Raw genomic sequence first — 25526 nt, forward strand, 5'->3', positions numbered from 1 at the left:
CCATGAAGGTCAGGAAATGGCGGCATGGCAGCGGGTGCGCCAGCCGAGTGCCGCCGCGGACGCCGGATCGAGCAGGTCGCCAAGCCCGAGCCGGTCAGCGATCCGCGCTGCGAGGCACAGGTTGGAGGAAAGAAGCGGTACGCCGGTGCTGGTTTCGGCGATCACCGGCAGCGACGGCATGCCCGTCCCGCTGAACACCACCGCATCGACGCCCGAGACATCAACCGCAGCCAGTGCCTCCGCGGCATCGATACTGCCGAGGTCATAAATGCCCCGCGTATCGGCGCCGGGCGCGAGCGCCCCCGCGCGGCCGGTTTCGGCCAGCACATAACCACGCGCCTGCCAATAGGCGTGGGCAGGCCCGGCGAGGTCGGCGGGATAGGGCGAGAGCAGCGCGATACGGCGCGCGCCCAGCCGGTCGAGCGCCCAGGCGATGGCATCGGCTGCACCCAGCACAGGATAGCCAAAGCGCGCTTCGCACGCGGCATAAACCGCCGCTTCCTGATCGCGATCGACCAGATAGGAAGATGCGGTGCAGCCGAAACCGAAGACATCCATTTTGAGCGTATCGAAGGCCGCCAGCGAATCCTCTAACCGCAGCAAATAGTCGCGCAGACGATCGACAGGCGCCGCGGCCGAACTGGTCAGCCGCGTGACCGACAGCGCCGCGCGCGGCGGGATCAGAATCGAGAATTCGGTTTCGACGGTCGGATTCGCTTGCGGCGTCCCGATACCAACCCGGCCGGCGCGGCCATAATCATAGCGCGCCGTCATGCGACCTCCGCGGCGGCGCGCAGGCCGGCGATCATCGATGTCCGCAACAGATGTTCGCGCGCCCGCACCGGATCGGCGGCGAGCGCCTGCAACTCGGCGAGCATTTCGCAGCGCCGCGCATCGTCGCGTTCCTGCATCCGCGCGCGGTTACGATCCGACTGCGCCAGCACTTCGCGCTCGGCGATCGGCCGGCGGCGGCGCGTGTAGCGATCGAGCAGCGTCAGCGGGGCGCCGTGCCAGATCTCGTTCAGCGTCGCGACCAGTTCGAAGGCGTCATGGACCCCGCCGTTCATCCCCATCCCGCCCGACGGCGAATTGATATGCGCGGCATCGCCCGCGAGCGCGACGCGGCCGACCCGGTACTCGTCAACGAGGCGCATATGGATGCGATAGGGGCGCACTTCGAGAAAGCCCTGCTCCGATGCGCCCGGCGCGATGACTTCGAGTTTGCGCGCTATGCTTTCAGGAAGCAGCGCATCCTCGATCGTTTCGCCTTCGTCGGGATAAAGGCTGCACCGCCACAGGTTCGGCAGGCGCAGCAGGCTGAAGGTACCGCCAGCCTTCCAGACATAATTGACGTTCGACAGCCCCTCCAGATGATCGTGGAAGGGAAAATGGGTCGTCACGAGGATGGTCGTTTCGGGATAGGTCTTGCCCTCGAACTTCATGTCGAGCGACCGCCGCACGGCGCTGCGCGCGCCATCGGCCCCGATCACGAAACGCCCGGCGAAATATTCGGGTTCGGCATCGTCGGGACTGCCGAGCGGGCGCGCGGTGACGGTCACGCCGTCATCATCCTGCGCGACCGCATCGACGCGCAGGCCAAGGCGGATTTCCCCTTTGCCCTCGCGCTGCAAACGGTCGAGCAACAGGCGGCAGAGCTTCGACTGCTCGCACTGCAAGCGGAAGGGGTGTCGCGTATCGCCCGCGATCGCCGCAAGATCGAACTCAGCCCGTTCGCCGGTGCCGTGCATGCGAATTTGCCACGTCGGGGTACGCAGACCCTGTTCGATCAGCGATTCGGCAAGGCCATATTCGTCCAGAAAGTCGAGCGTCGGCGGGTGAAAGGTCGACGCGCGCAGGTCGGTTTCGAGGACCGCTTCGGACGCGATCAACAGAAAGGGAATGCCGCGTTCGCCCAGCAAAAAGGCGGCCGTCAGCCCGACTGGTCCGGCGCCAACGATGATAATCCGATGCTCCATAACCGCCATAACGTCCTTCCAAAGCCCCCGCATGATGCGCATTTTAATTGTACTACTTTTAATAGTTATGTAGCGACAGCAGGGGATCTGTGGCAAGACAGGAATGATGAAAAGCCCAGCCGGATAGCCCGTTGTCAGCGCTATCCGTTCAATGCTAGGGTTTGATTCGGAACATCGTTCTGTATTTTGGAATGATAGGGAGCCAGGCAAAATGGTAGCGACCGAGCGAGCGAATTCGTCCATCGAGAATATCGAGACGATTCCGCATGCCACGCATGACGAATATGCCCGGCAGCGTTTCTGCAGCACGTTGCGCCGCCACGCGATCCAGGACTTTGCTGCGTCGCTGGAGGATGATTACCGCACCCGCGTCGAACCGCGCCTGACCGCTGCGGGCAACCGGCCCGAGACGTGGCGCGACATCGACACCGCGATGCGTGGGGAGAGCGCCTATCGTTTCTACAGCACGCTGCGTTACAATGCGCAGGAGATGTGCTTTCTGTCGGTGCAGGAACCGGTCGAGCGCGCCCTGCCCGAACTCATCGCCGTCGCGCGGGACGCGGTCGAGCGCAATCCGGCGAATGGATCGCTGCGGACCGACCCCGACTTCGAAGTCCCGCCCTATGTCAGTGCCATCGACGTCCACCTGACGCCGGGCTGTTTTCATAGCGAATATACCGAGGACGATGTCGCGCAGGGCGCGGTGGTCAGCCTCGGCGCCCGCGTCTTCACCGCGCAGCAGAGCCACCGGTCATGGGGCGGCGTCGCGCGGGTCGTCAGCCGCTGGATCAAGGCCGCCTACCCCGATTTGGAACCGGCGCGCATGCTCGACATCGGAACCTCGTCGGGCAAGAATCTTCTTCCCTATGTCGAAGCGTTTCCGGGCGTCGAAGCGCATGGCATCGACGTCGGCGCGCCGTTGCTGCGCTATGGCCACGCGATCGCGGGGCATGAGGGCATTCCCGTCCATTTCAGCCAGCAAAATGCCGAAAAAACCGATTTCGCCGACAGCAGCTTCGATCTCATCGTCTCGAGCTTTTTCTTTCACGAGATTCCGGTCTGGGCGACGAAGAAGGTACTGGCCGAATGCCACCGCCTGCTGAAACCCGGCGGCCTGATGGTGCATCAGGAGCTGCCCGCGCACGACCTAGTCGATGCGTGGGAAAATTATTTCTGGAACTGGGACACGCGCAACAACAACGAGCCGTCCTATACCGCCTTTCGCGATCAGGACCCGATCGCGCTGTGCGTGAACGCCGGTTTCGATCGCGATGCGAGCTTTGCGCATATCCTGCCCGACATCGGCGCCTATCCCGACCGCGCCAGGGCCTTTGACTGGGATGAACCAGGCCGTCCGCGGCACGGACGCGGCGGCTGGTACGTCTTCGGCAGCCGGAAACCCCTTTGATTTTTTTGCAATTGGCTCCCGTCGGAGTCTTCGTGGGAGCGAACATGTGATCCTGGACAGGAATGGCAACGGCTATCGCTGGTATGTCGTCGTACTGCTGCTGGCTATCTTCATCCTGTCCTATTTCGACAGGTATATCCTCAGCCTGCTGATCGAACCGTTGAAGAAGTCGATCGACCTCACCGACTTTCAGGTCGGCCTGTTGCTCGGTCCGGCTTTTTCGCTGTTCCATGTGATCGTCGGCATTCCGCTCGGCTGGTATGCCGACCGAACCAACCGCAAATATCTGTTGATCGGCGGCATCCTCATCTGGTGCGCAATGACGACCGGTAACGGCTTCGTCACCACGTTCCTCGCGCTGTTCCTGCTGCGCCTCGGCCTTGGCCTTGGCGAAGCGGTCGTCACCCCGGCGTCAATCTCGATCATCAGCGACTATTTCAACCGCACCGAGCGGGGCCGCGCGATCAGCATCTATATGGCGGGCCCCTATCTGGGAGCAGGCCTAGCCTTTCTCGTCGGCGGTTTTATCGTCAGCCACCTCGAATCGCTCGGCCATGTCGACTGGCCGCTGATCGGCGAGCGCGCGCCATGGCAGGCCGCTTTCATCTTTGTCGGCATTCCAGGTTTCCTGTTCGCGCTGATGATGTTGACGGTACGCGAACCCGAACGCCAGGAGCGAACGGGCTCGGCCCAGGGCATAAGCGTCGCGTTCAAATATATCCTGAAACGCTGGCGCGGGTTCGGCGCGCTGTTCGTAGGTTCGAGCTGCAACTTCGCGATGATCGCGACGACCCTATGGACGGTCCCGCTGTTCCAGCGCGTCTATGGCTGGAACATCGCCGAGGTCGGCGCCGTGACCGGGCTCTTCTATTTCACCGCCGGCCCGCTGGGAACCGCGCTTGCCGTGTGGGCGCAAAAGCGGTTTGAGACGAAGTATAAGGACGCCTCGATGCGGCTGCTGCTGCTGGGCCTCCTCATCGTCATTCCAACGAGTGCGCTCTACCCGATCATGCCGACGGCGGAACTCGCGATGGTTCTGATGTTCATCACCTTTATCGGCAAGTCGGTCGCGACCGCGGGCGGCCCGTCCTCGATGATGCAGATCACGCCAGGCGAGATCCGCAGCCAGTCGATGGCGATCTTTAGCACGGTCATTGCGCTGGTCGGCCCCTTGCTCGGCCTGCCGCTGATTGGCCGGGCGATCGACGCATCGGGCGACCCCAAGTCGATCGGTGTCGTACTGTCGGCCTATGTGCTCATCGTCGGCATTCCGGCGATCATCCTGCTGTGCCTTGGCCTGCGCCATTACCGCGCGGCGGTCGATGATCTGGAACAGGCCCTAAAGGGCTGATAGGACAAGGTTCATGGACAAGACCATCGTCAAGGGAATGGGGTTGCTGGAGGCGGTGATCATAGCGCGCGAACCGGTCGGCGTATCGGAGCTCGCGCGCCAGCTCGACCTCACCAAGAGCAACGTCCACCGCTATCTCCAGACCTTTGCCGCGCTGGGCTATATCAGCGCGAACAACGGCCGCTACGCCCCGACACTGAAGATCTGGCAGCAGGGTATGCGGGTGATCGAACGGCTCGACTTGCGCCGAACGATCCGCCCGATCATGGACCAGCTCGCCCGCGAAACGCGCGAGACGGTCCATCTCGCGATTTCCGAGGGACCCGAAGTCATCTATATCGACAAGGCCGAGGGCGCCCATTCGGTGCGCGCCTTCTCCGAAATCGGCGAACGCGCGCCGGCGCATTGCTCGGCGGCCGGCAAGATATTCCTGGCGTTTCACCCTACCGCGATGCGCGACACACTGGCCGGTCCGCTACGCCATTATACGCCGCTGACGATCATCCAGCCCGACGCCCTGGCGGCCGAGGTCGACGAAGTGCGCATCACCGGCGTCGCGATCAATCGCGGCGAATGGGAAACCAGCGTCGGCGGCGTTGCGGCACCGGTGTGGGGCCCCGACGACCAGATCATCGCGTCGATGGGCCTGACCGTGCCGCTCAGCCGCTATAATGACGAATATTGCGCGACGTTGGTGTCGCATGTTCGTGCTGCGGCGGCCGAAGCATCGCGCGCGTTGGGCGCTTCGCCGTCACAGACCGGCAACGGCTGAACCAGCTTTACAGATAAATCCAGGGGCGCGCGCTGGCGTCCGCCGTGCGGAACGCCTCGATCGCACCCTTGCGCGACAGCGTCAGCTCGATCGCGTCCATGCCGTTCAGCAACATCTGCCGCGCCTCGCCGTCAATCATGAACGACCACGAACCGGCGGGCGACGTCACGAGACATTGTTCGAGATCGACCGTCACCGGCGCATTGCCGGCCTCTTCCGCCAGCGCGGCGATGGCGGCGGCCTCCAGTTCGACAGGGACGATACCGTTGTTGACGCAATTGCTACGAAAAATCGGGTTGAACGACGGCGCGATAATCGCGCGGAAGCCATATTCGACCAGCGCCCACGCCGCATGCTCGCGGCTCGACCCGCAACCGAAATTGGTACCGGTCAGCAATATTTGCGCCCGCGCATAAGCGGGATCGTTCAGGATGAAATCAGCGGCGGGATCGCGTCCGCCGATCGCCTGGTAGCGCCATCCGGCGAACAGGCCATCGGCAAGGCCGCGCTTCGACACCGACTTCATCTCGCGCGACGGAATGATCGCGTCGGTATCGATATTGTCGCGGAGGAGCGGCGCCGCAACGGCGGTCAAACGGTCGAATTTTTCCATCACGCAAACGTCCTTGGGTCGGCAATCATGCCCGCGATCGCCGATGCGGCGACCGTCTCCGGCGACGCGAGGTGCGAGCGGGTCTCGGGCCCCTGGCGGCTTTCGAAATTCCGGTTGGTCGAGCTGATCACGCGCTGGCGATAGCCAAAGCTTTCGCCGCCCGAAAAAAAGCACATCGAACAGCCCGATTCACGCCATTCGAAACCGGCGTCGGTGAAGATTTTGTCGAGCCCCTCGGCTTCGGCCGCCGCCTTGACCCGCGTCGAGCCCGGAACGCAGATTGCCTTGACGCTGGCCGCGACCTTGCGCCCCTTCAGGATAGCCGCTGCGCGGCGCAGGTCCGAAAGACGGCTGTTCGTGCAGGATCCGATAAAGGCCGCACCGATCGGCAGGCCGACCAGCGAGATGCCGGGGACAAGATCCATATAGGCGAGCGCGCGATCATAGAGCTCGCGCGGATCGCGCCCCGCGACCGCGTCGAACGTTGGCACGCTGCCATCGAGCGACACCGCTTGCTGTGGGCTGATGCCCCATGTCACCATTGGCGCGACGCCCGCCGCATCGACTTGATGTTCTGTATCGAAAACCGCATCATCATCGCTGCAAAGATCGCCCCAGGCCGCAACGGCGCGCTCCCAATCCGAACCGGCGGGCGCGAAACGCCGCCCCTTCAGATAGGCAAAAACCTTATCGTCAGGCGCGATGATCGCGGTGAAGGCCGCAAATTCAGTCGCCATGTTGCAGAGCGTCAACCGCGCCTCGACGTCGAGCGCCGACACCGCTTCGCCTGCATATTCGACGATATGCCCTGCCCCGCCGGACGATCCGAAACGGGCGATCAGGTGAAGCGCCAGATCCTTGGCGGTCACCCCGGGGGCGAGCGTGCCATTGATCATGATGCGCATCGTCTTCGGCCGCTTCACGCGCAGCGTCGAGCTGGCGAGCGCATGTTCGGCCGCCGTCGACCCGATCCCCCACGCGAGCGCGCCGAGCGCGCCTTGCGAACAGGTATGACTGTCCGGGCACACCAAAGTCGCGCCCGGGAGGACGATCGCCATTTCGGGCGAGATCACATGCACGATCCCCTGCGCCGGATCACCCAGATCGAACAGGGTCAGGCCCGCGGCCTGCGCCGCTTCACGCGTCGCCGTGATAAACGCCTTGCCCGTCGGCATGATCGTATCGTCGGTTCGGCCGGGACGCGTGTCGACGACATGGTCCATCGTCACGAAGGTCTGACGCGGTGCAAGGATGCTGCGCCCCGCCTCGGCAAGACTCTTCAATGCGACCCCGCCCGTCCGTTCGTGCAACAGTACGCGGTCGACCAGAATCAGGTCGGTGTCGGCGTCGATCGCATCGATGCGATGCGCCCGCCAGATTTTTTCGAAAATGCTGTTACCCACGGTCCCTACCCTACGCGCGCTCAGCTCAGGCCGAAATCGCGAAAGACCGACGCGCGATCGGCATCGACCGCGGGCACATCGCGCCGCACATCCATGCGTTCGCCGTCGATTTCGAGCGGAAGCGCTGGCAGGCGCGTCGCGCTACCGCCCGGGATCCGGATATCGACAAGCCCGCCCTGTGCATTGAGATGCGGGTCGTCGAACAATTCGTCGGGGCGCGTGATCGGTGCGAACGGCAGGCCGATCCCGTCGAGCTTCGCCACCAGTTCATCGCGCGTCATGCCCGCGAACAGTTCGCGAATGCGCGGCACGATGCGATCGCGCGCCAGAACACGTTCATTGTTAAGCGCCAGCGCGGTGTCGGCGGCCAGATCGGCCAGCTCGAACGCCTTGCAGAATCCTGCCCACTGGCTGTCGCTGACGACGCCGACGAACAATTGCTCATCGGCATTGCGCGTATCGAACACGTCATAGATCGCCCACGCCGACAGTCGCACCGGCATCGGCTGCGCCGCCTGTCCGGTCACTGCCTGCTGCGCCATATGCTGCCCGACGAGAAAAGCCGTCGTTTCATAGAGCGAGCATTTCACTTCAGCACCGCGGCCGGTGCGATGGCGTCGTTCGAGCGCGGCGAGAATGCCAATCACCCCGAACATCCCTCCCGTCACGTCGATCACCGACGCGCCGGCGCGCAAAGGCCGCCCCGGCGGGCCGGTCATATAGGCGAGCCCGCCCATCATCTGGGTCACTTCATCGAGCGCGGTGCGATGCTGATAGGGTCCGCTGAGGAACCCCTTCGCCGAACAATAGATCAGCCCGGGATTGCTCTCGGCAAAAGACGCATAATCGAGGCCAAGCCGCTCGAGAGCGCCGGGGCGGAAATTTTCCACCAATATGTCGGCGCCGTCGACCAGCGCCCGCGCGCGGGCAAGATCCTTCGCGTCCTTCAGATTCAGACACAGGCTACGCTTGTTGCGATTGAACATCGGGAAATAGCCCGCGCCCGACCCGAGCAGCTTGCGCGTCGGATCGCCGCCCTCGGGCTCGATTCGCACGACATCGGCGCCAAGATCACCCAGGATGACTCCGACCGACGGCCCCATCACCATATGCGTGAATTCGATCACCTTCAGTCCGGCTAGCGGATATGCGTCCTGATCCATCATTCCTCTTTATTTTTGATTCTCAAACCATGCTCGACAAGCTCGGCTCATTTGATATAGAAATAATACAATAATGCAACGCCACAACGTCAGGAGCAGATCTTTGGACGTGGATATTTTGATCAGTGAAGTCGGCCCAAGGGACGGATTGCAGAGCATTTCCGCCATTATGCCGCTGGAAGCAAAAAAAGCGTGGATCGATGCGGAAGCCGCCGCCGGGGTCCGCGAAATCGAGGTCGGCAGCTTCGTTCCCGCCAAGCTGCTACCGCAGCTCGCCGACACCGCCGAGGTCGTCGCCCATGCCCGAACCATCCCGGGACTGGCGGTCGCGGTGCTGGTTCCGAACGCGCGCGGCGCCGAAGCCGCGATCGCGGCGGGCGCGCATAAATTAACGCTGCCGCTGTCGGTTTCGGAAACCCACAGCCTTGCAAACCTGCGGCGCACCCATGATCAGGTGATCGCCGAGGCGCGTAGTATCGCCGAGATGATCGGCGCCCTGCCCGCCGACCAACGCCCGCATTTCGAAGGCAGCCTGTCGACCGTCTTCGGCTGCACGCTGGAAGGCGCAATTCCCGACGCCCAGATCGAACGCCTTGCCGGCGCGCTGATGGACGCGGGCTGCGACGAGGTAGGCCTGTCCGACACCACGGGCTATGCCGACCCCGCTGCTGTCAAACGACTGATCGCACTGGTGCGCGGCGTCGTCGGCGACGCGGCGCTGACCGGCATTCACCTTCATAACACGCGCGGGCTCGGCCTCGCCAATGTGCTGGCGGCGATCGACGCGGGATTGACCACGATCGACAGCTCGCTCGGCGGCATCGGCGGCTGTCCCTTCGCACCTGGCGCGAGCGGCAATATCGTCACCGAGGATCTCGCCTTCATGCTGCAGGCGATGGGACTGCGCACCGGCATCGACCTCAATGCCCTGCTCGCGGTCCGCGACATCGTCCACGCCGCGCTGCCGGACGAAACATTATACGGGTTCACGCCGGACGCGGGCTTGCCGCTCGGCTTTGTGCCCGAAGCTGCCAATAAGGAGTTTGCATGAGCCTCGGAACGAAGATGGTCTCGGACGGCCGGACCGCGAAGCAGATATTCGAAGATGTGATGGCCAATCCGGCGCGCGCGAAGTTCGGGTTCGGCGAGAAACTGGCGATCGTGAACGTCGATTTCCAGAATGCTTACACCTGCATCGACGATTACAAGACCGCTTACGAGACCGATCCGCGCCAGATCGACTATACCAACATCATCTCGCGCCTCGCGCGTCAGGCCGGCATGCCCGTCATCTGGACGCATGTCGGCTATATGGACAATGGTGCCGACGCCGGGGTTTGGGGCACGCGTACCAACACCCCCGACAGCTTGCAGAACATCAAAATCCCGAGTCCCCGCCATGATTTCGACGCGCGTTGCGAGATCGATCATGCCGTCGACGCCATTTACGCCAAGCGCATGCCGTCGGCATTTTTCGAAACACCGCTCGCCAGCTATCTCGTCTGGCACAAGGTCGACACGGTGATCGTGACCGGCGGATCGACATCAGGCTGCGTGCGCGCGACCGCGGTCGATGCGCTGTCGCATGGCTATCGCACCATCGTTCCGATCGAGACCTGCGCCGACAAGCATGAAAGCTATCACTTCGCGAACCTGACCGACCTTCAGCTCAAATATGCCGATGTCGAACCGGTTCAGGCGGTGATCGACTGGCTGGAGGCGCGCGCATGAACGAAGGCGCCGCCGATCCCGGCCTCTATGATTTCAACCCGTGGCGGTGCCGGCCGAAAATCGAATGGCCTGATGGCAAGTCAGTCGCGGTTTGGGTGTCGCCCAACCTCGAATATTACGAGATCGACCCCGCCACCAATCCGCACCGGAAAAGCTGGCCCAAGCCGCACCCCGATGTCGTCGGATACAGCCACCGCGACTATGCCAATCGAGTCGGCCACTGGCGCATGGCGGAGGCGATGGAGAAGCACGGGTTCAAAGGATCGGTGTCGCTGTCGGTGGCGCTGTGCGATCATATTCCCGACGTCGTCGAAAATGCCAACGCGCTCGGCTGGGAATTCTTCAGCCACGGCATTTACAACACCCGCTACAGCTACGGGATGGACGAGGCGCAGGAGCGCGCGATCATCGAGGATTCGATCCGCACCGTGCGCGATGCGACCGGCCAGACGATCAAGGGCTGGCTCGCCCCCGCCCTCACCCACACCCCGCGCACGCTCGACCTGATCGCCGAATATGGGCTGACCTATACCTGCGATCTCTATCATGACGACCAGCCGCAGCCGGTGCATGTCCAGTCAGGCACGCTGATTTCGATGCCCTACAGCATCGAGGTGAACGACCATTATGGCTTCTTCGTCTATAATATGAGCCCGCGCGAATATGCCGACACGCTGATCCGCCAATATGAGCGGCTCGCCGCCGAGGGCGCCGAATCGGGCACGGTGATGTGCATTCCGCTTCACAGCTATCTGATCGCGCAGCCGCACCGCATCCGCGCCTTTGAGGAGGTGCTGAAACATATCGCCGCCGATGACCGTGCGTGGATCACCCGGTCGGGCGACATCGCCGATCACTATCTGACCCCGACGGAGGTGGGCGCATGAGCCTCGATCCCGCTTATCTCGGATATCCCCGCCGCGCCCGCGGCATGGACCATGATCTCTATCCCTGGTCGAAGCTGGGCGACCGCGCGCCGATCGCCTGGCCTTCGGGCAAGGGCGTGGCGGTGGCGTTGTTCGTCAACCTCGAATGGTTTCCGATCACACCAAGCGACGCGCCGTTTCGCGCGCCGGGCCATATGCAGACGGCCTATCCCGACTATCGCCATTATACTGCCCGCGAATATGGCACGCGCATCGGTTTCTACCGCATGCTCGACGCCTTTGCGAAGGCCGGGGCGAAGGCGACGATCGCGGTCAATGCCGCGATTGCCGAACGCTACCCCTCAATCATCGCCGATATTGTGGCCGGCGGGCATGAGATTGTCGCCCATTCGACCGACATGAACGGGACGATCGCATCGGGGATGGACGAGGCCGACGAGCGCGCGCTGATCCGCGCGTCGTTCGACATGCTTGAGAAAGTGTCGGGGACGCGTCCGCGCGGCTGGCAGTCGATCGCCCGCTCGCAAAGCTGGAACACGCCGCGTCTGCTGGTCGAAGCCGGGGTCGATTATATGTGCGACTGGGTCAATGACGACCTGCCCTACCGGATGATCACCCCGGCGGGCGGCATCGTCAACGTGCCGGTCAATCACGAGCTGTCGGACCGCCAGATCATCACCGTCCAGCAGCAGTCGGCCGACAGCTTCGCCGAGCAGATGCAGGATGCCTTTGCGCTGTTCGCGGAGGAATCGACGCAAGGCGGGCGAATGCTCACGATCCAGCTGACCCCCTATGTGATGGGCCTGCCCTTTCGTATCGAGGCGCTTGAGCGCCTGCTCGCATGGCTGGGCGATCAGCCGCAGACGTGGTTTGCCACGACCGGCGAGATCGTCGACGGCTTCGCCGCCGCCTGACGCGGCAAACCCGGCGCGCGCTCAGCGCGCGTCGGGATGCCCGTCAACGGCTTCGCGCGGGTCGATGAGCACGCGCATCACGCGCATTTGCATGGCCTCGAGTGCCGCCTGCCGTTCGGCCGCGACATCACCATCGGGCAGCGCATTGCGCAAGTCATCGAGCGGCTCGCCGCGCGTTTCGGCGAGCAATCGTTCAAGCCGGTCGATACGGTCGTTCGACGCCGCGAGTTCGACCATCAGCGCCAGCGCGATGTTGAGGACCTGCTCGGCCTCCTGATTGCGCAGGCTGAACGGCCGCGTTCCGCGCCCGCTTTCGATGACGGCGGCAATGGCATCGGCCGAACCGGTCATGCAGCGCCTCCAGCGACGGGCTTGCGGCCGCTGATGACGTACCAGCGATTGATGTTGCTGACGGCTTCCATATTATGTTCCGCAATATCGGCAGAGGCAAAGCCCGCAGCGGTCATATCCGCGACCAGGTCGGCCTCCCCATAGGTTTTCCAGAAAATCTCGCCGTTGAAGGCGGTGTCCCAATTTTTCTCGACGCGATGGACGTCGGACGGCGCGAAGCGCGTGTCGACATCCTGAAAGATGACCAGCCCGCCGGGACGCACGACGCGCAGCGCCTCTGCCATCGCCTGCCGGCGCTTTTCGGCGCTGATCTCGTGCAACATATTGTGCGACACGATCAGGTCGAAGCTGTCGTCGGCGAATTTCAGCTCCGCAGCGTCCATCTGATGAAAAGTCACCGGAACTCCAAGCGCTTCGGCCCGCGCGTGGGCGTAGCGCAGCATCCCGGCGCCGATGTCGAGCGCATGGACGTCGGCTTCGGGAAATTCCGCTGCATAGGCGGCCGAGGCCGCGCCAGCCGAACAACCAAGGTCGAGGATGCGGGTCGGCGTGAAGTCCGCAAATTCTGACCGCAACAGATTGAAGATCACTCCCGCCTTGCTGTCGCTCTTTCCGGCGCCCTGCCCGAAGGAATAGATATTGCCGCCGGTTTCATAAAAGGCGCCCGCGACGATATCCTGTGGGCCGTCGTTGCGCGCATATCCGCCGGGCTGGAGATGGACATCGACGTCGGCAATTTCAGGCGACGGGTCATAAGCGGGATCAAGCTTCAGCGCGCCGAGCCTGGCCGGAGATTCCGCCAATGCGCTTGCTGCGGCCTGCATCCGTGCGCGGTCGCGAAAAATCGGCTCGCCGACCGACAGCCAGATCATTTCCTGGACCGACCGGTTCACCGCGCTCCACATCCGGTATCCGGGCGATTCAAAAAGGGCGCGCTCGATATCTTCAGGCGATTGCGGCTGGCGCCCGTGACGCGCGGCGAAGGCGGGGGCGCCCTCTTCCTCGAAACGGCGGACATTCGCCGACCGCACGCGCGCGTTCAATATCTTGCGCAGCGACACCACGGCGCGCTGGCGGCTTTGTTCTTCTGCTGTCGTTTCCGGCAACATCGGATGCTGGACATCACGAACCTTCATGACCCGGTTCCTTTCAACTCAATCTTCGATAAATTCCACACGTTCGCCAGCCGGCCCGATCGCCGTCGCCGTCCGGCGCCCGTTATAACCCGTACCCTCGCGCACCATCGCGGGCATGATCGCGACGTCGGCGACAAGGTCAATATCGCGGATGCCAAAGCTCGCCATCGCACAGCCCGGCGGCAACTCCCCCGCGGTACAAGGGCGCGGCCCCGCGATACGCCCCGGTCCCGTCGGATAGGCGTCGAACTCAAGCAGATAGCCCGGCTCGCGCAGCCCGGCGGTCGTCATATCCATGATGGTATCGGGGCCCAGCCCCTGCGCCTCCTGAATGATCCGGATCCTGCTTTGCCGCAGCGGCCGCCGCCTCAGGTCGAAGCGGTCGCAATACCAGAGGCGCAGCGCGTCGAAATCGGGTCCGGCGATCACGAAAATGAACGGCCGGTCGACGAAGGAGCGCGGCTGCGGCAGGATCGACGCCGCGCGGTCCCCGCTTTCCATCGTGAAATAAAGGCACTCGCCCGCCGGCCCGACCGCCTGCATCGCGATGATCGACGGCATGAATTGCAGCGGGGTCGGGCCGGCAATGATCTGAAAGCCCGACTGGCGCAGTCGCGCATCGACGGCGTGGACATCGTCGACGATGATCTCGAATGCCGCCCAGCCAAAAGTCGTCAGCGGCTTGTAGCTAGGCACCGCAGTAATCTGCACCGCCCGGACATAATCGTCGGGCGCGCCATCGGTGCTCATGACGATATAGGGCCGCCCCGCCATCGCCGCCGCAGCCCAGCTCGCCGCCAGATCCGCAGATATTTCGCCCCGTTCGCGGACGCGATACCCCAGCCATTCGCCATATTGATCTTCAATCGCGCCAAGGTCGGGCGCCCCGATCGTCGCGAAGCGAAACCGCGTGAGGCGCGGGTCGCTTTCCGTGGTCCAGTCATTCATCGCGCCGCCTCCGTCATGATCGGAGACTAGCATTAATTACTCATAATTCTATATCAAATCGAAGCAGCGCGAGCCCCGGCCCGCCAAAGCGGGAAAATCAGGGTTTGGCGGAATGAAGATCGAGGCGAATCTGGTAGCGATCGGGCCGGAACTGGGCGAGCACATGCTGCACGGGGCGCTTGTTGACATCCAGCACCGTGCGGCTCACCCGCAGGATCGGCGACCCGATATCGACGGCCAGAACATTGGCCAGCGTGGCATCGGCCAGCGAGGCGGAAATCGTCTGCGTCGCGGCACCGATCCGTACGCCCGCCTTTTCGATCAGGCTCAGCATCGGGGTCGTGCGCAGCGACGAGCGCGACAGCTCGACTCCCAGATCGACCGGGATATAGCTGATCACATAGGACAGCGGCTGGTCGTCGAGCCAGCGGACACGAGCGACGCGCACCACCTTGGTACCCGCCTCAATCTCCAGCGCTTCAGTCAGCGGCGCCCGGGCCGGCACGGTTTCCAGTTCGAGGATCTTCACCTGCGTATCGCGGCCAAAGGCGATCAGCGATTCCAGCGCCTGTTCGATGCTGCCCTCGATCGGCCGCGCGGGCGATTTGAAAATGACATGGGTCCCGACGCGCCGCTTACGCTCGACCAGCCCGGTATGCGCGAGTTCGTCGAGCGCACGGCGCGCGGTGATGCGCGACACGCCAAAATTTTCGGCCAGCTCCTGTTCGGTCGGCATCCGCGACCCGAAGGCGCGTTCCCCGCTCGAGATTTCCTCACGAAGCTGAAGGAATATCTGATGATAGAGCGGAACCGCCTGCAGCCGATCCACTGCCGTAATGTCGTCACCCGACATGCTCAAAAACTTCTCCCCTGTTTCACGCCCGTTCACATCGTCTTGAACGCGTAACGGCCGCGCTAGACCATCATCCCACAAATATTCAAAGCAAAGAAGGAAAACTCTTCATGAAAAGCAAAGCTGTCCTCACCGCAATCGAGCTTGACGCGATGGTCGAGGCCGCGCTCGCAAAAGCCGCCGAACTCGGCCTCGCCGCCACGGTGTCGCTCTGCGACGATGGCGGCCATGCGCTCCGGCTCTACCGCATGGACGGAACCGGCGCGATGACCCCGGTCGTTGCCGCGGCGAAGGCCCGCACCGCAGCGCTGATGCGCGCACCCAGCGGAGCGCTGACTGCGCGCCTGAAGGATGAGCCCGAGCTTTTGCGGCTGACCGAGTATCTGCCGATGCCCGGCGGCTTGCCAATTGTCCACGGTGGCCAGTGCATCGGGGGGATCGGCATTTCGGGCGGGTCCGCCGCGCAGGATGAGGCCGTCGCCGAAGCAGGGCGTGCCGTCCTGACTGCCGCCTGACACGTGAATGGTCCCCGCCCCTTTTCGTATCGGAAAGGGGCGGGTGTCCCTGCCTTAGTGCATTTCCTCGCCGCCCGAGACGTTCATCGCTTCACCGGTGATATAGCGCGCCTGCCCCGAACAGAGGAAGGCGCAGGCGTTGGCGGTGTCCTCGACATCGCCAACGCGGCCGAGTGGAATCCGGCCGCGCATCGCGTCCAGATATTCCTCGACGTTCTGCCCGCGCATCTTCGCCATATAATCGTTCTGCCACGCGCCCAGCCCCGTGGTGACATGATTGGGGCAGACCATGTTGACGGTGATCTGCTGCGGCCCCATCTCGATCGCCACCGACCGCGTCAGCCCGACGAGACCATGTTTCGACGCGATATAGGATGAGGTCAGCGCCGAACCCGATTTCGATCCGCGGCTGCCCACCGACACGATCCGTCCGCGCCCCCATTTCGGCTGTTCGTCCTGACGCTGCATCTGCCGCACCGCATGCTTCATCGCGAAGAAGGCGCCGCGCAGATTCACGTCGAGCACGGTGTCCCACATCTCCTGCGTCTGATCGACAAAGGGACCGAAGAGGAAACCGACGCCCGCATTATTGACCAATATGTCGAGCTTTCCGAAGCGCTGGACTGCGCTGCCGATCAGGGCTTCGACCTCGCTTTCGACGCGCATGTCGGCGGTGCAAGTGGCAATATCGGGGTGGATCGCCCGCAACTCCTCGGCCACTTCTTCCAGTTCGGCGGTTCGACCGACGCCATGATCGGGCGCCATCGCATCCGCAGCGTCGCCCAGATCGTGCAGCACGACGCGCACGCCATCCTCGGCCAGCTTCCGCGCGATGCCCGCACCCAGTCCGCCATGACGCCCGGCGCCGGTGACGACGGCCACCTTGCCTTCAAGATCGGGATACATGCGTAATTTCTCCTGTCAGAATGTCATGGCGGTGCGATGGCCCTCGGCGGTCGCGGTCAGCACGCTACGCGGGGCCCAAGCGTCGCCGATCGCGTGGACGTCGATGCCCGCCGCCATCAGCGGCCCGGCGAGCGCATCATTGGGAATACGCGCGGTCGCATAGGTAAAAAGGGCCACGTCGGTGATGACCTGCTCCGCACCATTGTAGATGTTGGCGCAGGCAACCTCGGCCTCCTCGAACCGCGACGAGGACAGCGGCCGCACCGATGTGATGATCTCGATGCCCTTGCGATAGAGTCGGGCGTAAATGCCCTGCCGCGTCACCACCGCCTCGTCGCTCGCGATGCGTTCGCGCTCGGTCAATATGACGACGCGCTCGAAACGGTCGCACAATAATTCGGCGGCGGCATAAGTGAAAGCACCGCCGTCGGCATCGTGGATCACCGCGGTGCCGGGCTGGCGCGCCGACAGGCGGGTCATCTGCCCCATCGCCTCGCGCAAATCGGGGAAGAAGCCCTCGCCGCGATATTCCTCGGGCAGATAGTCGGGCCAGGCCGGGGTCGCTCCGGTCGCCAGCACCACATGATCGGGCGCGAGCGCCACGATATCATCCAGCGCCGCGTGCTGCCCCCAGCGGAAATCGACGCCTGCGCGCTCGGCGCTGAGCCGCTGATAATCGTAGATGCTGCTGAGATTTTCGCCGCCGGGCAACAGCGCGTGCAGCCGCGCCTTCCCGCCGGGTTCGTCCGACGCGCCGAACAGGGTGACGCGGTGCCCGCGCGCGGCGGCGACCCACGCCGCCTCCATTCCCGCAACGCCCGCACCGACCACGACGACATGCCTGGACGTTGCGGCGGGCGCCGGACGCCAGTCGGCCTCGTCGCTTTCGCCGACGCGTGGATTATTGTCGCAGCGCAGCCCGCGACCGGTGGTGATCATGTGCCAGCAGGTGTTGCACGAAACGCAGTAACGGATCTGCGCCTCGCGCCCTTCCTGCGCCTTCACACCCCAAGCCGCATCGGTGACGAGCGGCCGGCCGAGCATCACCAGATCGGCCAGCCCGTCACGCACGATCCGCTCGCCCTCATTCGGATCGGTGATCAGGCCAAGCGCGCCGAGCGGAACTCCCGGCGCAGCCTTTCCGAGGGCCGCAATCCGGTCGAGATAGGGCGTGCGCGGTCCGTGCAGGTCGGGCAGATGCTCGTGCAGCGTCGTCCCGTGCGAGCCCCAGCAATAGGTGAGATAATCAAAGCCGCCCGCAGCATGGAGATGGCGCGTAATCTCTTCGGCCTCGGCGAGATCGATGCCGTCCGCCATCCCGTCTTCGGCCGGCAGCTTCAGCCCGATGATGAAATCGGCGCCGCATTCCGCACGTAGCGCAGCGATCAAGTCGACCAGCAACCGCGCCCGCCCGGCGAGGTCGCCGCCATAGACATCCTCGCGCCGGTTCGAACGGCGCGAGAGGAATTGATGGAACAAATGGCCGTGCCCGGCCGAAATCTCGACGCCCGCGAAGCCCGCAGTCGCGATCCGCGCCGCCGAGGCGGCGAATTCGTCAATCATCCGCCGCACATCATCGGTCGACAGTGCATGCGGCACCGTCCAGCTCAGATCGTCGGGAAGCGCCGAGGGGCCGACGGCGGCATCGTTACGAAAACCGGCGCGAAAGCCGCGGCCATTGTCCTGAATCTGCCCGAGCATCAGCCCGCCCGCCGCCGCGACGGCGTCGGCCCAGCGCGCGAGCGCATCAGCGTTGATATCGCTGTGCACCGCCGGGCGCGTCGGCGCATTCTGTCGGCGCAGCATCGCCATCGGCTCGGTCACCAGCATCGCCGCGCCGCCGATGGCGCGGTTCACATAATAATCGATCAGCCGCTCGGTAACGCGCCCCTTATCGGCATAGTGCGTCGACATCGACGCATGGACGATCCGGTTCCGAAGGTCGCGCTGTCCGATACGGATGGGGGAAAAAAGATGGGGATAGGCCGTCATCTCAGCCAGGATTGTGCATGCGCATGACGCGCTGGAAATAGGCGTCACGCCATTCCGTCCGCTCGGCTTCGACCGCTGCATCGGCGCGATATGCTTCGATCTCGGCGCGCGACACTGTGCCCTTGGCGTCGAGCAGACGTTCGACCGTATCCATCCGCTCGCGCAGCACCGACACTTCGGTCATCAGTTCGAGGAAGAAGGTCATCATCTGGTCGACCGCGGGGTCGTCGAAAAATTGCGGACGCTTTCCCTTGCTGACCCGGGGGAGTTTGACGTCCTTTGGATCTTCAACCTTGCTCATGCCATTCACCTCTTTGGCCCCGCCTCGCGGAGCAGGGAGCGCGCCGATCGCCCGTTCCAGCTCGAAGGAAGGAAAGCGCGATCATGTCACGCTTTCCTTCACGATCCTACTACCAGACGGGCTCGCTACCCGGCTTCTTCGCGGCGGCATCGGTCGATGCGCCCGCTTCCAGCCGCCCCGTCAGATCCTTGATGAAGAGCGATTCATAATAGTTGGTGGCATCGCTAGCCGCGGCCGTCAAAATCTGCTGCATCTGCGGGATCGACGCCATGTTCGGGCAGCCCCTGAAACGCCCATTCAACCGCTCGCGTACATAATTGATGCGCGCGGCCTGACGGCCTGCCAGCGCGGACTTCTGCCAATAGCCTTCGGCCAGACACAAATCTTTGGGCGCGCCGTCGCGCTGATAGTTGATGAAGACGCCATAGACGAATTGCGCCTGCCGATATCCGTCATCGGCCGCGCTCTTCATGCCCCGGATGCTTTCCTCGCGCTCACCGCTGTAGAACAGCATGCGCGCCAGCTGGTAACGAATGCGCAGATTGCCCGGATCGGCCGCAACTGCGGTGCGGCACAGGCCGATCGCGGCCGGAAGGTCGATCTGGGCCTTCACATGGCCGGGTCCGATCTTGTCGGGATCGTCGGGATGCGCGGCGACGGCGTCGCACGCCGCAACGGCGGCCGCCCCTTGCGGGACGGCCTCCATCGCTGTTCCAACACCAGCTCCCAGCGTGACAGCCCCTGCGACCGCCAGCGCCCGAAGCGCATTCCTCAAAGCATCGGAACCGTTCATGCGATTGCCCCTTCGATCAGAAGTTATAGCCGAGCGTAATGCCGACCTGACGCTTGCGCGCGAGCGGGAACTGGAAGCCGCGCTCCTGATTCGTCGTGCCGGGGACATTGTTCTGTGCCGGATTGGGGTTCACAACTTGCGGCACGTTCAGGTTGAGCTGATCGACCCAGCGGATGACCGTCGAGGGCGCCCGGTTGTTGGTCAGATTGTCGACGAACACCGAGAACTTCCAATTCCGGGCCTGAAGGCCGGCGCGCAGATTCAGCAGAATCTTGTCGCCGGTTTCCGCCAGATTGTAGATCTGGTCAAACTTGCTTTCATTGAAAGACAGGTCAGCACGCAGCGAGAAATCCACCGTTTTCGATACCGGGCGCACATATTCGGCAAAGGCCGAAACCTGGTTACGCGACACGTTCGGGACCAGATTGCCCGCGACCGACGGATCGCCGAACAGGTTTCCGGCTTCCGCATCGTCGAACTTCACAAACTTCGCGTCGTTTAACGAATAGCTGATGCCGGCGCTGAATTCCGGCGACAGCTTCGCCTGCATTTCAATCTCGACGCCTTTGACTTCGGTTTCACCGGCATTGATGATGTACGAACGGCTGCTGCCGTCGGGGAAGATATAGGCAGAACTCAGCTGCTGCTTGCTCCAGTCGACATAGAAGGCCGCGACATTGAGCAGCAACGCGCCGTCAAGGAAACGGTTCTTCGAACCGATTTCATAGTTCCAGCTGGTCTCTTCTTCGGCGAACTGCACCTCGACGGGGAAACGCGGATCGGAGTTGAACGCACCCGGCTTGTTGCCCTTGGCGAGCGTCGCATAGACCATCGAATTGTCCGACAGCTTATAGTCCATCGTGAAACGCGGCGTTGTCGACTTGAACTTGCGTTCAGCCAGCACACCGGTAGCGCTCTTGTAGTTGCCGATGCGATCTTCAGCATAACGCACTTCGAACGACGCGCTCAAGCGATCGGTGATCGACGCATTCAAGGCACCAAAGAATGCAATATTGTCGGTCCGGTCGATCCCCGAATCGATCGTCGGTGCGGTGACGTCGAAATGCCGTTCTTCCAGCCCGCGGCGGCGCTGATAATAGAAACCACCAACCATCACGTCGAAGGTGTCGAGGAACTTCGGCGACTGAACGCGCAGTTCCGACGACCATTCCTCACGCGTACCGACTTCGTTGCGCAGCACATTGCCCGAACGCACACCGTCGGCGACCGGACGCACAAAGCCCGGAGCATTCGGAACCGTCGTCCGTCCGAAAGCCGTCGCGCCCTGATAGGTCGAGTCATGGCCGAATTCGGTCTTGGTGTTGAAATAGCCACTGTTCGACGTGATCGTGAAATCACCCGCTTCATAGACCATGCTGAGGAAGGCACGGTAGCTGTCGCGGCGCAGGCCGACCGTATCGCCCAGCGATTCCAGGTCGAGCGTCGTTTCGTCGTAGCGCTTGACGACGCCGCAATAATATTGGCGCGCCGACCCCAGGTAGCAATTATTCTGGAAACGGTCCTGCGTCACGATCGCGGGGTGACCGTCGCGGTCGCGGATATAACCGCCGCTCAGCGTTGCGGTGAAATCGCTCGTCGGACGGAATTCCAACGACCCGTTGAGGTTGAAGCTCTTTTCATTCCCGACCTTACGACCGTCGAGCGAGTTGCGGTACATACCGCCAAACTCATAATGGCGCGCATGCACCATATAATAGAGCTTGTCCTCGACGATCGGGCCACGCGACAAAAGGTTCAGCTCGTAATCGCCATATTGGGCGACCCGCGCGGTCATCGCATGCTGAGGCGTATTGCCACCTTTTTTGGTGACGAGGTTGATCGCACCGGCAAAGGTCGAGCGGCCATAAAGCGCCGCCTGCGGCCCCTTGATCACTTCCACGCGCTCGACGAGATCAAAGGGGAAGGACAGGATCGATTCCGAAAAGGGAATGCCGTCAACGAAGACCTGCGCATTGGGCTCGCCCAGAACATTGCCCATGCCGCGGATCACCGGGCGGCTTGCACCACCCTGGGTGCCATAGCGATTGGCGCGCTCGAGCGAGAGACCCGGCGTGAAGTCACCGACCGCCGAAAGATCGCGAATACCGCGCTCGGCAATATCGTCAGCCGTCATTGCCGAAACGGCGATCGGAACATCCTGCAGCCGCTCTTCGCGCTTACGCGCGGTGACGACGATTTCGCCCGGCTCGGCGTGATCCGAAACTTCAGTATCGGCTGCGATTTCTGCCGCATAGGCCGTCTGCGACGCTTCAACCGCAAGCAGACTCAAGCCGCCGACGAGCCCCAATTTAATTGCTTTCATTGATTCGCTTTCCCTCTTCCTTTGCCCGCACGATGTGCAGAGCCATCCCGTTCAATCCTGGAACCATCCAAATTGTTATAATTGACATACAAATCAACGCATAAGCCAAACCATCCCCGGGGGCGCCGACCACTGGTCCGAGCCCTCCTGCGAGAAAGCCAGCTTATGCTTTATTTGACCTAGATGTATAACATATGTGTCATCGAGTCACGCCCTAGTTTTGCCCGTTTTCCGGGAGAGCGGCGGTGTGACAAATCCGCAACATTTTACCCGGCATAGGCGGACCGGGATGTCGCGCGATCGAGCCAGCCGGAAAGGTTCGAAAAAGCGGAAAGATCCACCTTCCCCGGCCGCGCGAGCGCCGTCACCGCGGCGACATTGATGTCGGCCACCGAAAAATCATCGAACAGCCATTCGCGCCCGTCAAGCGCGGCATCGAGGACAGCGAGGGGTTTTTGCAAGTCGCGTTCCGCGGTATCGGCCGCCACCGCATTCCGCTGATCCTCGGGCCGGATCACGCGCTCCATCAAGCAGGTGACGAGCGGCTTTTCGAGTTCCGCCACCGCCCACAATGTCCATTGCCAGACGCGCGCCTCATCCTCGATGGCCACCGGATAGAGTTTTCCGGTGCCGTATTTCTTCGCCAGATACAGGCTCTGCGCGAGCGATTCAAAAATCGTCAGCTCGCCATCGGTCAGCGCCGGCACCTTCCCGTTGGGATTGATGGCCAGATAGGCGGGCGCCTTGGCCTCTTCGGCGGACAGTTCGACATTCTCCACCGCCAACCCGAGCTCGCGCGCCACCCACAGCGGGCGACGCGCCCGCGATCCAGGTTTGCCATAGATTGTAATCGTCATGTCATTGCCTTCCGCAGACGTGGAGCCGGCCGTCAGGCGGCCAGAAATTCAAGGATCGGCGCCGCCCATTCGGACGTGCGTTCGAACAGCATCCCTGCGCCGCCGGGAAGTTCAGCATATTGCCATTCGGGGCGACGGTTCACGAGCTTGCGCCCCATCGGGAACAGCCGGTCGGCTTTGCTCGATATCACCAGCGCAGGGCAGGTGATGTGGTCGATGTCGGCGTCCAGATCATAGGCGGGGGCCGCACGATGGCCGTCCTCCTTCCAAGGACCATTCGCAAAATAGGCAATGAGGCCGACATGGATCGTCTCATCCGTCCATGCGGGGTCGGCGACACGGCGCACCACCGCCCAGCGATCGGTCAAATGGCTACCGTCGGGCTTGATGTCCTGAACGTCGTTCAGCGCGCCCGAACGCTCGGCCCGCTGCGCCGCATCATAGAAAGGCATATTGTCGGTCACGAGCGCCGACACCTTGCCCGGGAAAGCCGCCGCCAGCCGCGCCGCGACCAGCGCCCCGCCATGATGACCGATGACTGCCGCCGGCCCGAGGTCCAGTTCCTCGATCACCGCAGCCACTGTGGCGGCGTAAAGTTCGACGCCGGGCTCACCTTCGGGCGGGCTCGACATGCCGTGACCGGGAAGATCGGGCACGATAACCCGAAATCCCTTTTCGGCGAGCAACGGCATCGCGCGACGATACTGGATCGACGACCAGGGCGCCTGATGGATCAGGACGATCGGACGCCCCAGACCCTGTTCGCGATAATGGACCTGCCCGCACGGGCCATCGACATAGCCGCGCCGCTCACCCGGAAGAATGTTGACCGAGGGCAGCATCACTGTGCACCGATCGGGAGTACGCGCTGCCCGAGCAGGCGGCCGAAGGTCATTGCCGGCGTGACCATCATCCCGCCTGCCGCCGCCTGACCCATCGTCTGCGAAGAGCCCAGCAACTCGCCAGCGGCATAAAGGCCGGGGATCGGCGTCCCGTCCTGGCGGATCACCCGCAGATCATCATCGACCGCCAGCCCTACCGCGCTCGATATCGAGCATCCCTGCATCCGGATCGCGTAGAAGGGCCCCGCCCCGATCGGCAGGGGCGCATGAATGCGTCCGAAAAAGTCATGCCCGGTCGTCACGCCATAGTTGAACCCGTCGACCGCGCGCCGCAGCCCGTCGGCATCGATGCCCGCCACACCAGCCAACGCCTCCAGCGTGTTGGCGCGGGCGAATGCCGGGCCGTCGCGATCAAACGCCGCGAGCATATCGTCGCGCGTCCAGTCGATAATCAGCGGCGGCGCCGCATCGAGAATCGCCTGATCAAAGACGATCCAGTAACGCCGTCCCGGCTGACCCAGCAGCGCCATCTCGCGTGCATCGACGCTCGGTATATCCTCGCGGATGAAACGCTGCCCGTCGGCGTTGACATAAATTTCCCACGGCTCGCGCCGCTCGGGAAAAGTTTCGGGCCGCGCCAGCATGCGCGCGGGGAAACTGTCAGTGTCGAACAAGGTGCCGAAGTTGCAATAGACCTTGTCGAAACCGCGCAGCCAGCCGCCAACCGATTGCCCCAGCCGCAGCCCCGCTCCCCGCGCATAAGGATAGGGTGCAGCATGATATTGGGGATAGCCGCTGAGCTCTTCGAACAATTCGGGCGCGCCCGCATAGCCGCCGCTGGTCAGGACGACGCTGGTGGCGGAAAAACGATGCTCCGCGCCCGTGGTATCCTTCGCCGTGACGCCCGTTACCGCGCCGTCACCATCGACCTCGAGCCCGACAACTTCATGTTCCAGCCTGACCGTGATCGCACCCGACGCCGCAAGGCGTTCGACGACCGGAACGAGGACATCCTTGACGCTTATCCCGCCCGCCGCGCCCCAATAGTAGCGCTTCTCGCGATAGGGCTCGTGCCCGAAACCGGCCACGGGATGATCAGACATCGGCGCGAGTCCCTGGTCCATCAACCAGTCGAACGTCTCGGCGGCATGATCCACGGCAAGGCGCACGAGCCCCGGATTGGCGGTTCCCCGGCTGATCCGCATCACATCTTCGAAATGCGCGTCGGGAGTGTCGGCAATGCCTTTTTCGCGCTGCAGACGGGTGCCGGCCGCGCTCATCTGTCCGGACGCGACCCAAAGGGTTCCACCCAGTTGCGGCGCGGCGTCGAGCAACAGCACGCGCGCGCCGCGTTCGGCCGCGAAGATCGCAGCCGGCAGCCCCGAAGAACCGCCCCCGACGACAACGACATCCCACCCTTGCTTGCTCATGCCTCGCTCCACAGATGTTCTATTATTTAGAACATTGTTTCATATAATGCTAATCCGGAAC

At 63.2% G+C, this 25526-nt stretch carries 25 protein-coding genes; 8 read left to right on the forward strand and 17 right to left on the reverse strand.

Going from position 1 to position 25526, the window contains the following annotated elements; genetic code table 11:
* Positions 1-9: 9 nt before the first annotated feature.
* On the reverse strand, positions 10-774 hold the full coding sequence (locus tag AC1RRJ_RS21090) for a maleate cis-trans isomerase family protein (protein ID WP_493126399.1): 765 nt from the start codon (positions 772-774) through the stop codon (positions 10-12).
* Complete coding sequence (locus tag AC1RRJ_RS21095; protein ID WP_493126401.1) at positions 771-1976, reverse strand: FAD-dependent oxidoreductase; 1206 nt, start codon at positions 1974-1976, stop codon at positions 771-773. The genes AC1RRJ_RS21090 and AC1RRJ_RS21095 overlap by 4 nt, the downstream gene beginning before the upstream one ends.
* A gap of 211 nt (positions 1977-2187) precedes the next feature.
* Between AC1RRJ_RS21095 and AC1RRJ_RS21100 the strand changes: the two genes are divergently transcribed.
* The 3 genes from AC1RRJ_RS21100 to AC1RRJ_RS21110 are packed head-to-tail and all read left to right on the forward strand — an operon-like array spanning position 2188 to position 5507.
* A complete protein-coding gene (locus AC1RRJ_RS21100; protein ID WP_493126403.1) occupies positions 2188-3384 on the forward strand; it encodes a methyltransferase domain-containing protein in 1197 nt (398 codons plus the stop codon).
* A gap of 46 nt (positions 3385-3430) precedes the next feature.
* On the forward strand, positions 3431-4735 hold the full coding sequence (locus AC1RRJ_RS21105) for an MFS transporter (protein ID WP_493126404.1): 1305 nt from the start codon (positions 3431-3433) through the stop codon (positions 4733-4735).
* 13 nt (positions 4736-4748) lie between these two features.
* Positions 4749-5507 carry an IclR family transcriptional regulator gene (locus AC1RRJ_RS21110; protein WP_493126406.1) on the forward strand — a complete coding sequence of 253 codons (759 nt, stop codon included), beginning with the start codon at positions 4749-4751 and terminating at the stop codon, positions 5505-5507.
* 7 nt (positions 5508-5514) lie between these two features.
* Here the strand turns inward: AC1RRJ_RS21110 and leuD are convergent, their stop codons facing one another.
* Genes leuD through AC1RRJ_RS21125 form a run of 3 tightly spaced genes read right to left on the reverse strand, consistent with a single transcriptional unit; the run spans position 5515 to position 8689 of the window.
* Positions 5515-6120, reverse strand: a complete 606-nt coding sequence (gene leuD / locus AC1RRJ_RS21115; protein ID WP_493126408.1) for a 3-isopropylmalate dehydratase small subunit — start codon at positions 6118-6120, stop codon at positions 5515-5517.
* Entirely contained in the window at positions 6120-7523 is a 1404-nt protein-coding gene (locus AC1RRJ_RS21120) for a 3-isopropylmalate dehydratase large subunit (protein ID WP_493126410.1), read from the reverse strand. The genes leuD and AC1RRJ_RS21120 overlap by 1 nt, the downstream gene beginning before the upstream one ends.
* Positions 7524-7543: 20 nt before the next feature.
* On the reverse strand, positions 7544-8689 hold the full coding sequence (locus tag AC1RRJ_RS21125) for a CaiB/BaiF CoA transferase family protein (RefSeq protein ID WP_493126412.1): 1146 nt from the start codon (positions 8687-8689) through the stop codon (positions 7544-7546).
* 70 nt (positions 8690-8759) lie between these two features.
* Between AC1RRJ_RS21125 and AC1RRJ_RS21130 the strand changes: the two genes are divergently transcribed.
* Genes AC1RRJ_RS21130 through AC1RRJ_RS21145 form a run of 4 tightly spaced genes read left to right on the forward strand, consistent with a single transcriptional unit; the run spans position 8760 to position 12218 of the window.
* The gene (locus AC1RRJ_RS21130; RefSeq protein ID WP_493126414.1) at positions 8760-9737 is read left to right on the forward strand and encodes a hydroxymethylglutaryl-CoA lyase; all 978 of its coding nucleotides are present in this window, start codon (positions 8760-8762) and stop codon (positions 9735-9737) included.
* Positions 9734-10417, forward strand: coding sequence for an isochorismatase family protein (locus AC1RRJ_RS21135; protein ID WP_493126416.1), 684 nt, complete (start codon positions 9734-9736; stop codon positions 10415-10417). Before AC1RRJ_RS21130 ends, AC1RRJ_RS21135 begins: the two co-directional genes overlap by 4 nt.
* On the forward strand, positions 10414-11304 hold the full coding sequence (locus tag AC1RRJ_RS21140) for a polysaccharide deacetylase family protein (protein WP_493126418.1): 891 nt from the start codon (positions 10414-10416) through the stop codon (positions 11302-11304). Before AC1RRJ_RS21135 ends, AC1RRJ_RS21140 begins: the two co-directional genes overlap by 4 nt.
* Positions 11301-12218, forward strand: coding sequence for a polysaccharide deacetylase family protein (locus AC1RRJ_RS21145; protein ID WP_493126420.1), 918 nt, complete (start codon positions 11301-11303; stop codon positions 12216-12218). The genes AC1RRJ_RS21140 and AC1RRJ_RS21145 overlap by 4 nt, the downstream gene beginning before the upstream one ends.
* A 21-nt stretch (positions 12219-12239) precedes the next feature.
* Here AC1RRJ_RS21145 and AC1RRJ_RS21150 read toward each other — a convergent pair whose 3' ends face one another.
* The 4 genes from AC1RRJ_RS21150 to AC1RRJ_RS21165 form a co-directional block, all read right to left on the reverse strand.
* A complete protein-coding gene (locus tag AC1RRJ_RS21150) occupies positions 12240-12569 on the reverse strand; it encodes a hypothetical protein (protein ID WP_493126422.1) in 330 nt (109 codons plus the stop codon).
* Entirely contained in the window at positions 12566-13705 is a 1140-nt protein-coding gene (locus AC1RRJ_RS21155) for a class I SAM-dependent methyltransferase (protein WP_493126424.1), read from the reverse strand. Before AC1RRJ_RS21155 ends, AC1RRJ_RS21150 begins: the two co-directional genes overlap by 4 nt.
* A gap of 18 nt (positions 13706-13723) precedes the next feature.
* Positions 13724-14653 (reverse strand): hypothetical protein, encoded by a 930-nt coding sequence (locus AC1RRJ_RS21160; RefSeq protein ID WP_493126426.1) that lies wholly within the window; start codon positions 14651-14653, stop codon positions 13724-13726.
* 97 nt (positions 14654-14750) lie between these two features.
* Complete coding sequence (locus AC1RRJ_RS21165) at positions 14751-15506, reverse strand: GntR family transcriptional regulator (protein WP_493126428.1); 756 nt, start codon at positions 15504-15506, stop codon at positions 14751-14753.
* Positions 15507-15616: 110 nt separating this feature from the next.
* Here AC1RRJ_RS21165 and AC1RRJ_RS21170 point away from each other — a divergent pair, with 110 nt between their 5' ends.
* Entirely contained in the window at positions 15617-16021 is a 405-nt protein-coding gene (locus tag AC1RRJ_RS21170) for a heme-binding protein (RefSeq protein WP_493126430.1), read from the forward strand.
* A gap of 54 nt (positions 16022-16075) precedes the next feature.
* On the opposite strand, the gene AC1RRJ_RS21175 is transcribed toward AC1RRJ_RS21170, so the two are convergent.
* From AC1RRJ_RS21175 to AC1RRJ_RS21210, 8 genes are all read right to left on the reverse strand, one after another.
* Positions 16076-16927: an SDR family NAD(P)-dependent oxidoreductase gene (locus AC1RRJ_RS21175; protein WP_493126432.1), complete on the reverse strand. Its 852-nt coding sequence runs from the start codon at positions 16925-16927 to the stop codon at positions 16076-16078.
* A 15-nt stretch (positions 16928-16942) separates the two neighbouring features.
* Positions 16943-18919, reverse strand: a complete 1977-nt coding sequence (locus AC1RRJ_RS21180) for an oxidoreductase (RefSeq protein WP_493126434.1) — start codon at positions 18917-18919, stop codon at positions 16943-16945.
* 1 nt (position 18920) lies between these two features.
* Positions 18921-19220 (reverse strand): hypothetical protein, encoded by a 300-nt coding sequence (locus AC1RRJ_RS21185; RefSeq protein ID WP_493126436.1) that lies wholly within the window; start codon positions 19218-19220, stop codon positions 18921-18923.
* A gap of 109 nt (positions 19221-19329) precedes the next feature.
* Positions 19330-20013, reverse strand: coding sequence for a hypothetical protein (locus AC1RRJ_RS21190; protein WP_493126438.1), 684 nt, complete (start codon positions 20011-20013; stop codon positions 19330-19332).
* A 16-nt stretch (positions 20014-20029) separates the two neighbouring features.
* On the reverse strand, positions 20030-22336 hold the full coding sequence (locus AC1RRJ_RS21195) for a TonB-dependent receptor (RefSeq protein ID WP_493126440.1): 2307 nt from the start codon (positions 22334-22336) through the stop codon (positions 20030-20032).
* Positions 22337-22602: 266 nt separating this feature from the next.
* On the reverse strand, positions 22603-23193 hold the full coding sequence (locus AC1RRJ_RS21200) for a glutathione S-transferase family protein (protein WP_493126442.1): 591 nt from the start codon (positions 23191-23193) through the stop codon (positions 22603-22605).
* A gap of 32 nt (positions 23194-23225) precedes the next feature.
* The gene (locus AC1RRJ_RS21205; protein ID WP_493126568.1) at positions 23226-24035 is read right to left on the reverse strand and encodes an alpha/beta fold hydrolase; all 810 of its coding nucleotides are present in this window, start codon (positions 24033-24035) and stop codon (positions 23226-23228) included.
* On the reverse strand, positions 24035-25465 hold the full coding sequence (locus AC1RRJ_RS21210) for an FAD-dependent oxidoreductase (RefSeq protein WP_493126444.1): 1431 nt from the start codon (positions 25463-25465) through the stop codon (positions 24035-24037). The genes AC1RRJ_RS21205 and AC1RRJ_RS21210 overlap by 1 nt, the downstream gene beginning before the upstream one ends.
* Positions 25466-25526: the final 61 nt, after the last annotated feature.

It is taken from the genome of Sphingopyxis sp. GW821-FHT12C06 (assembly GCF_058807415.1).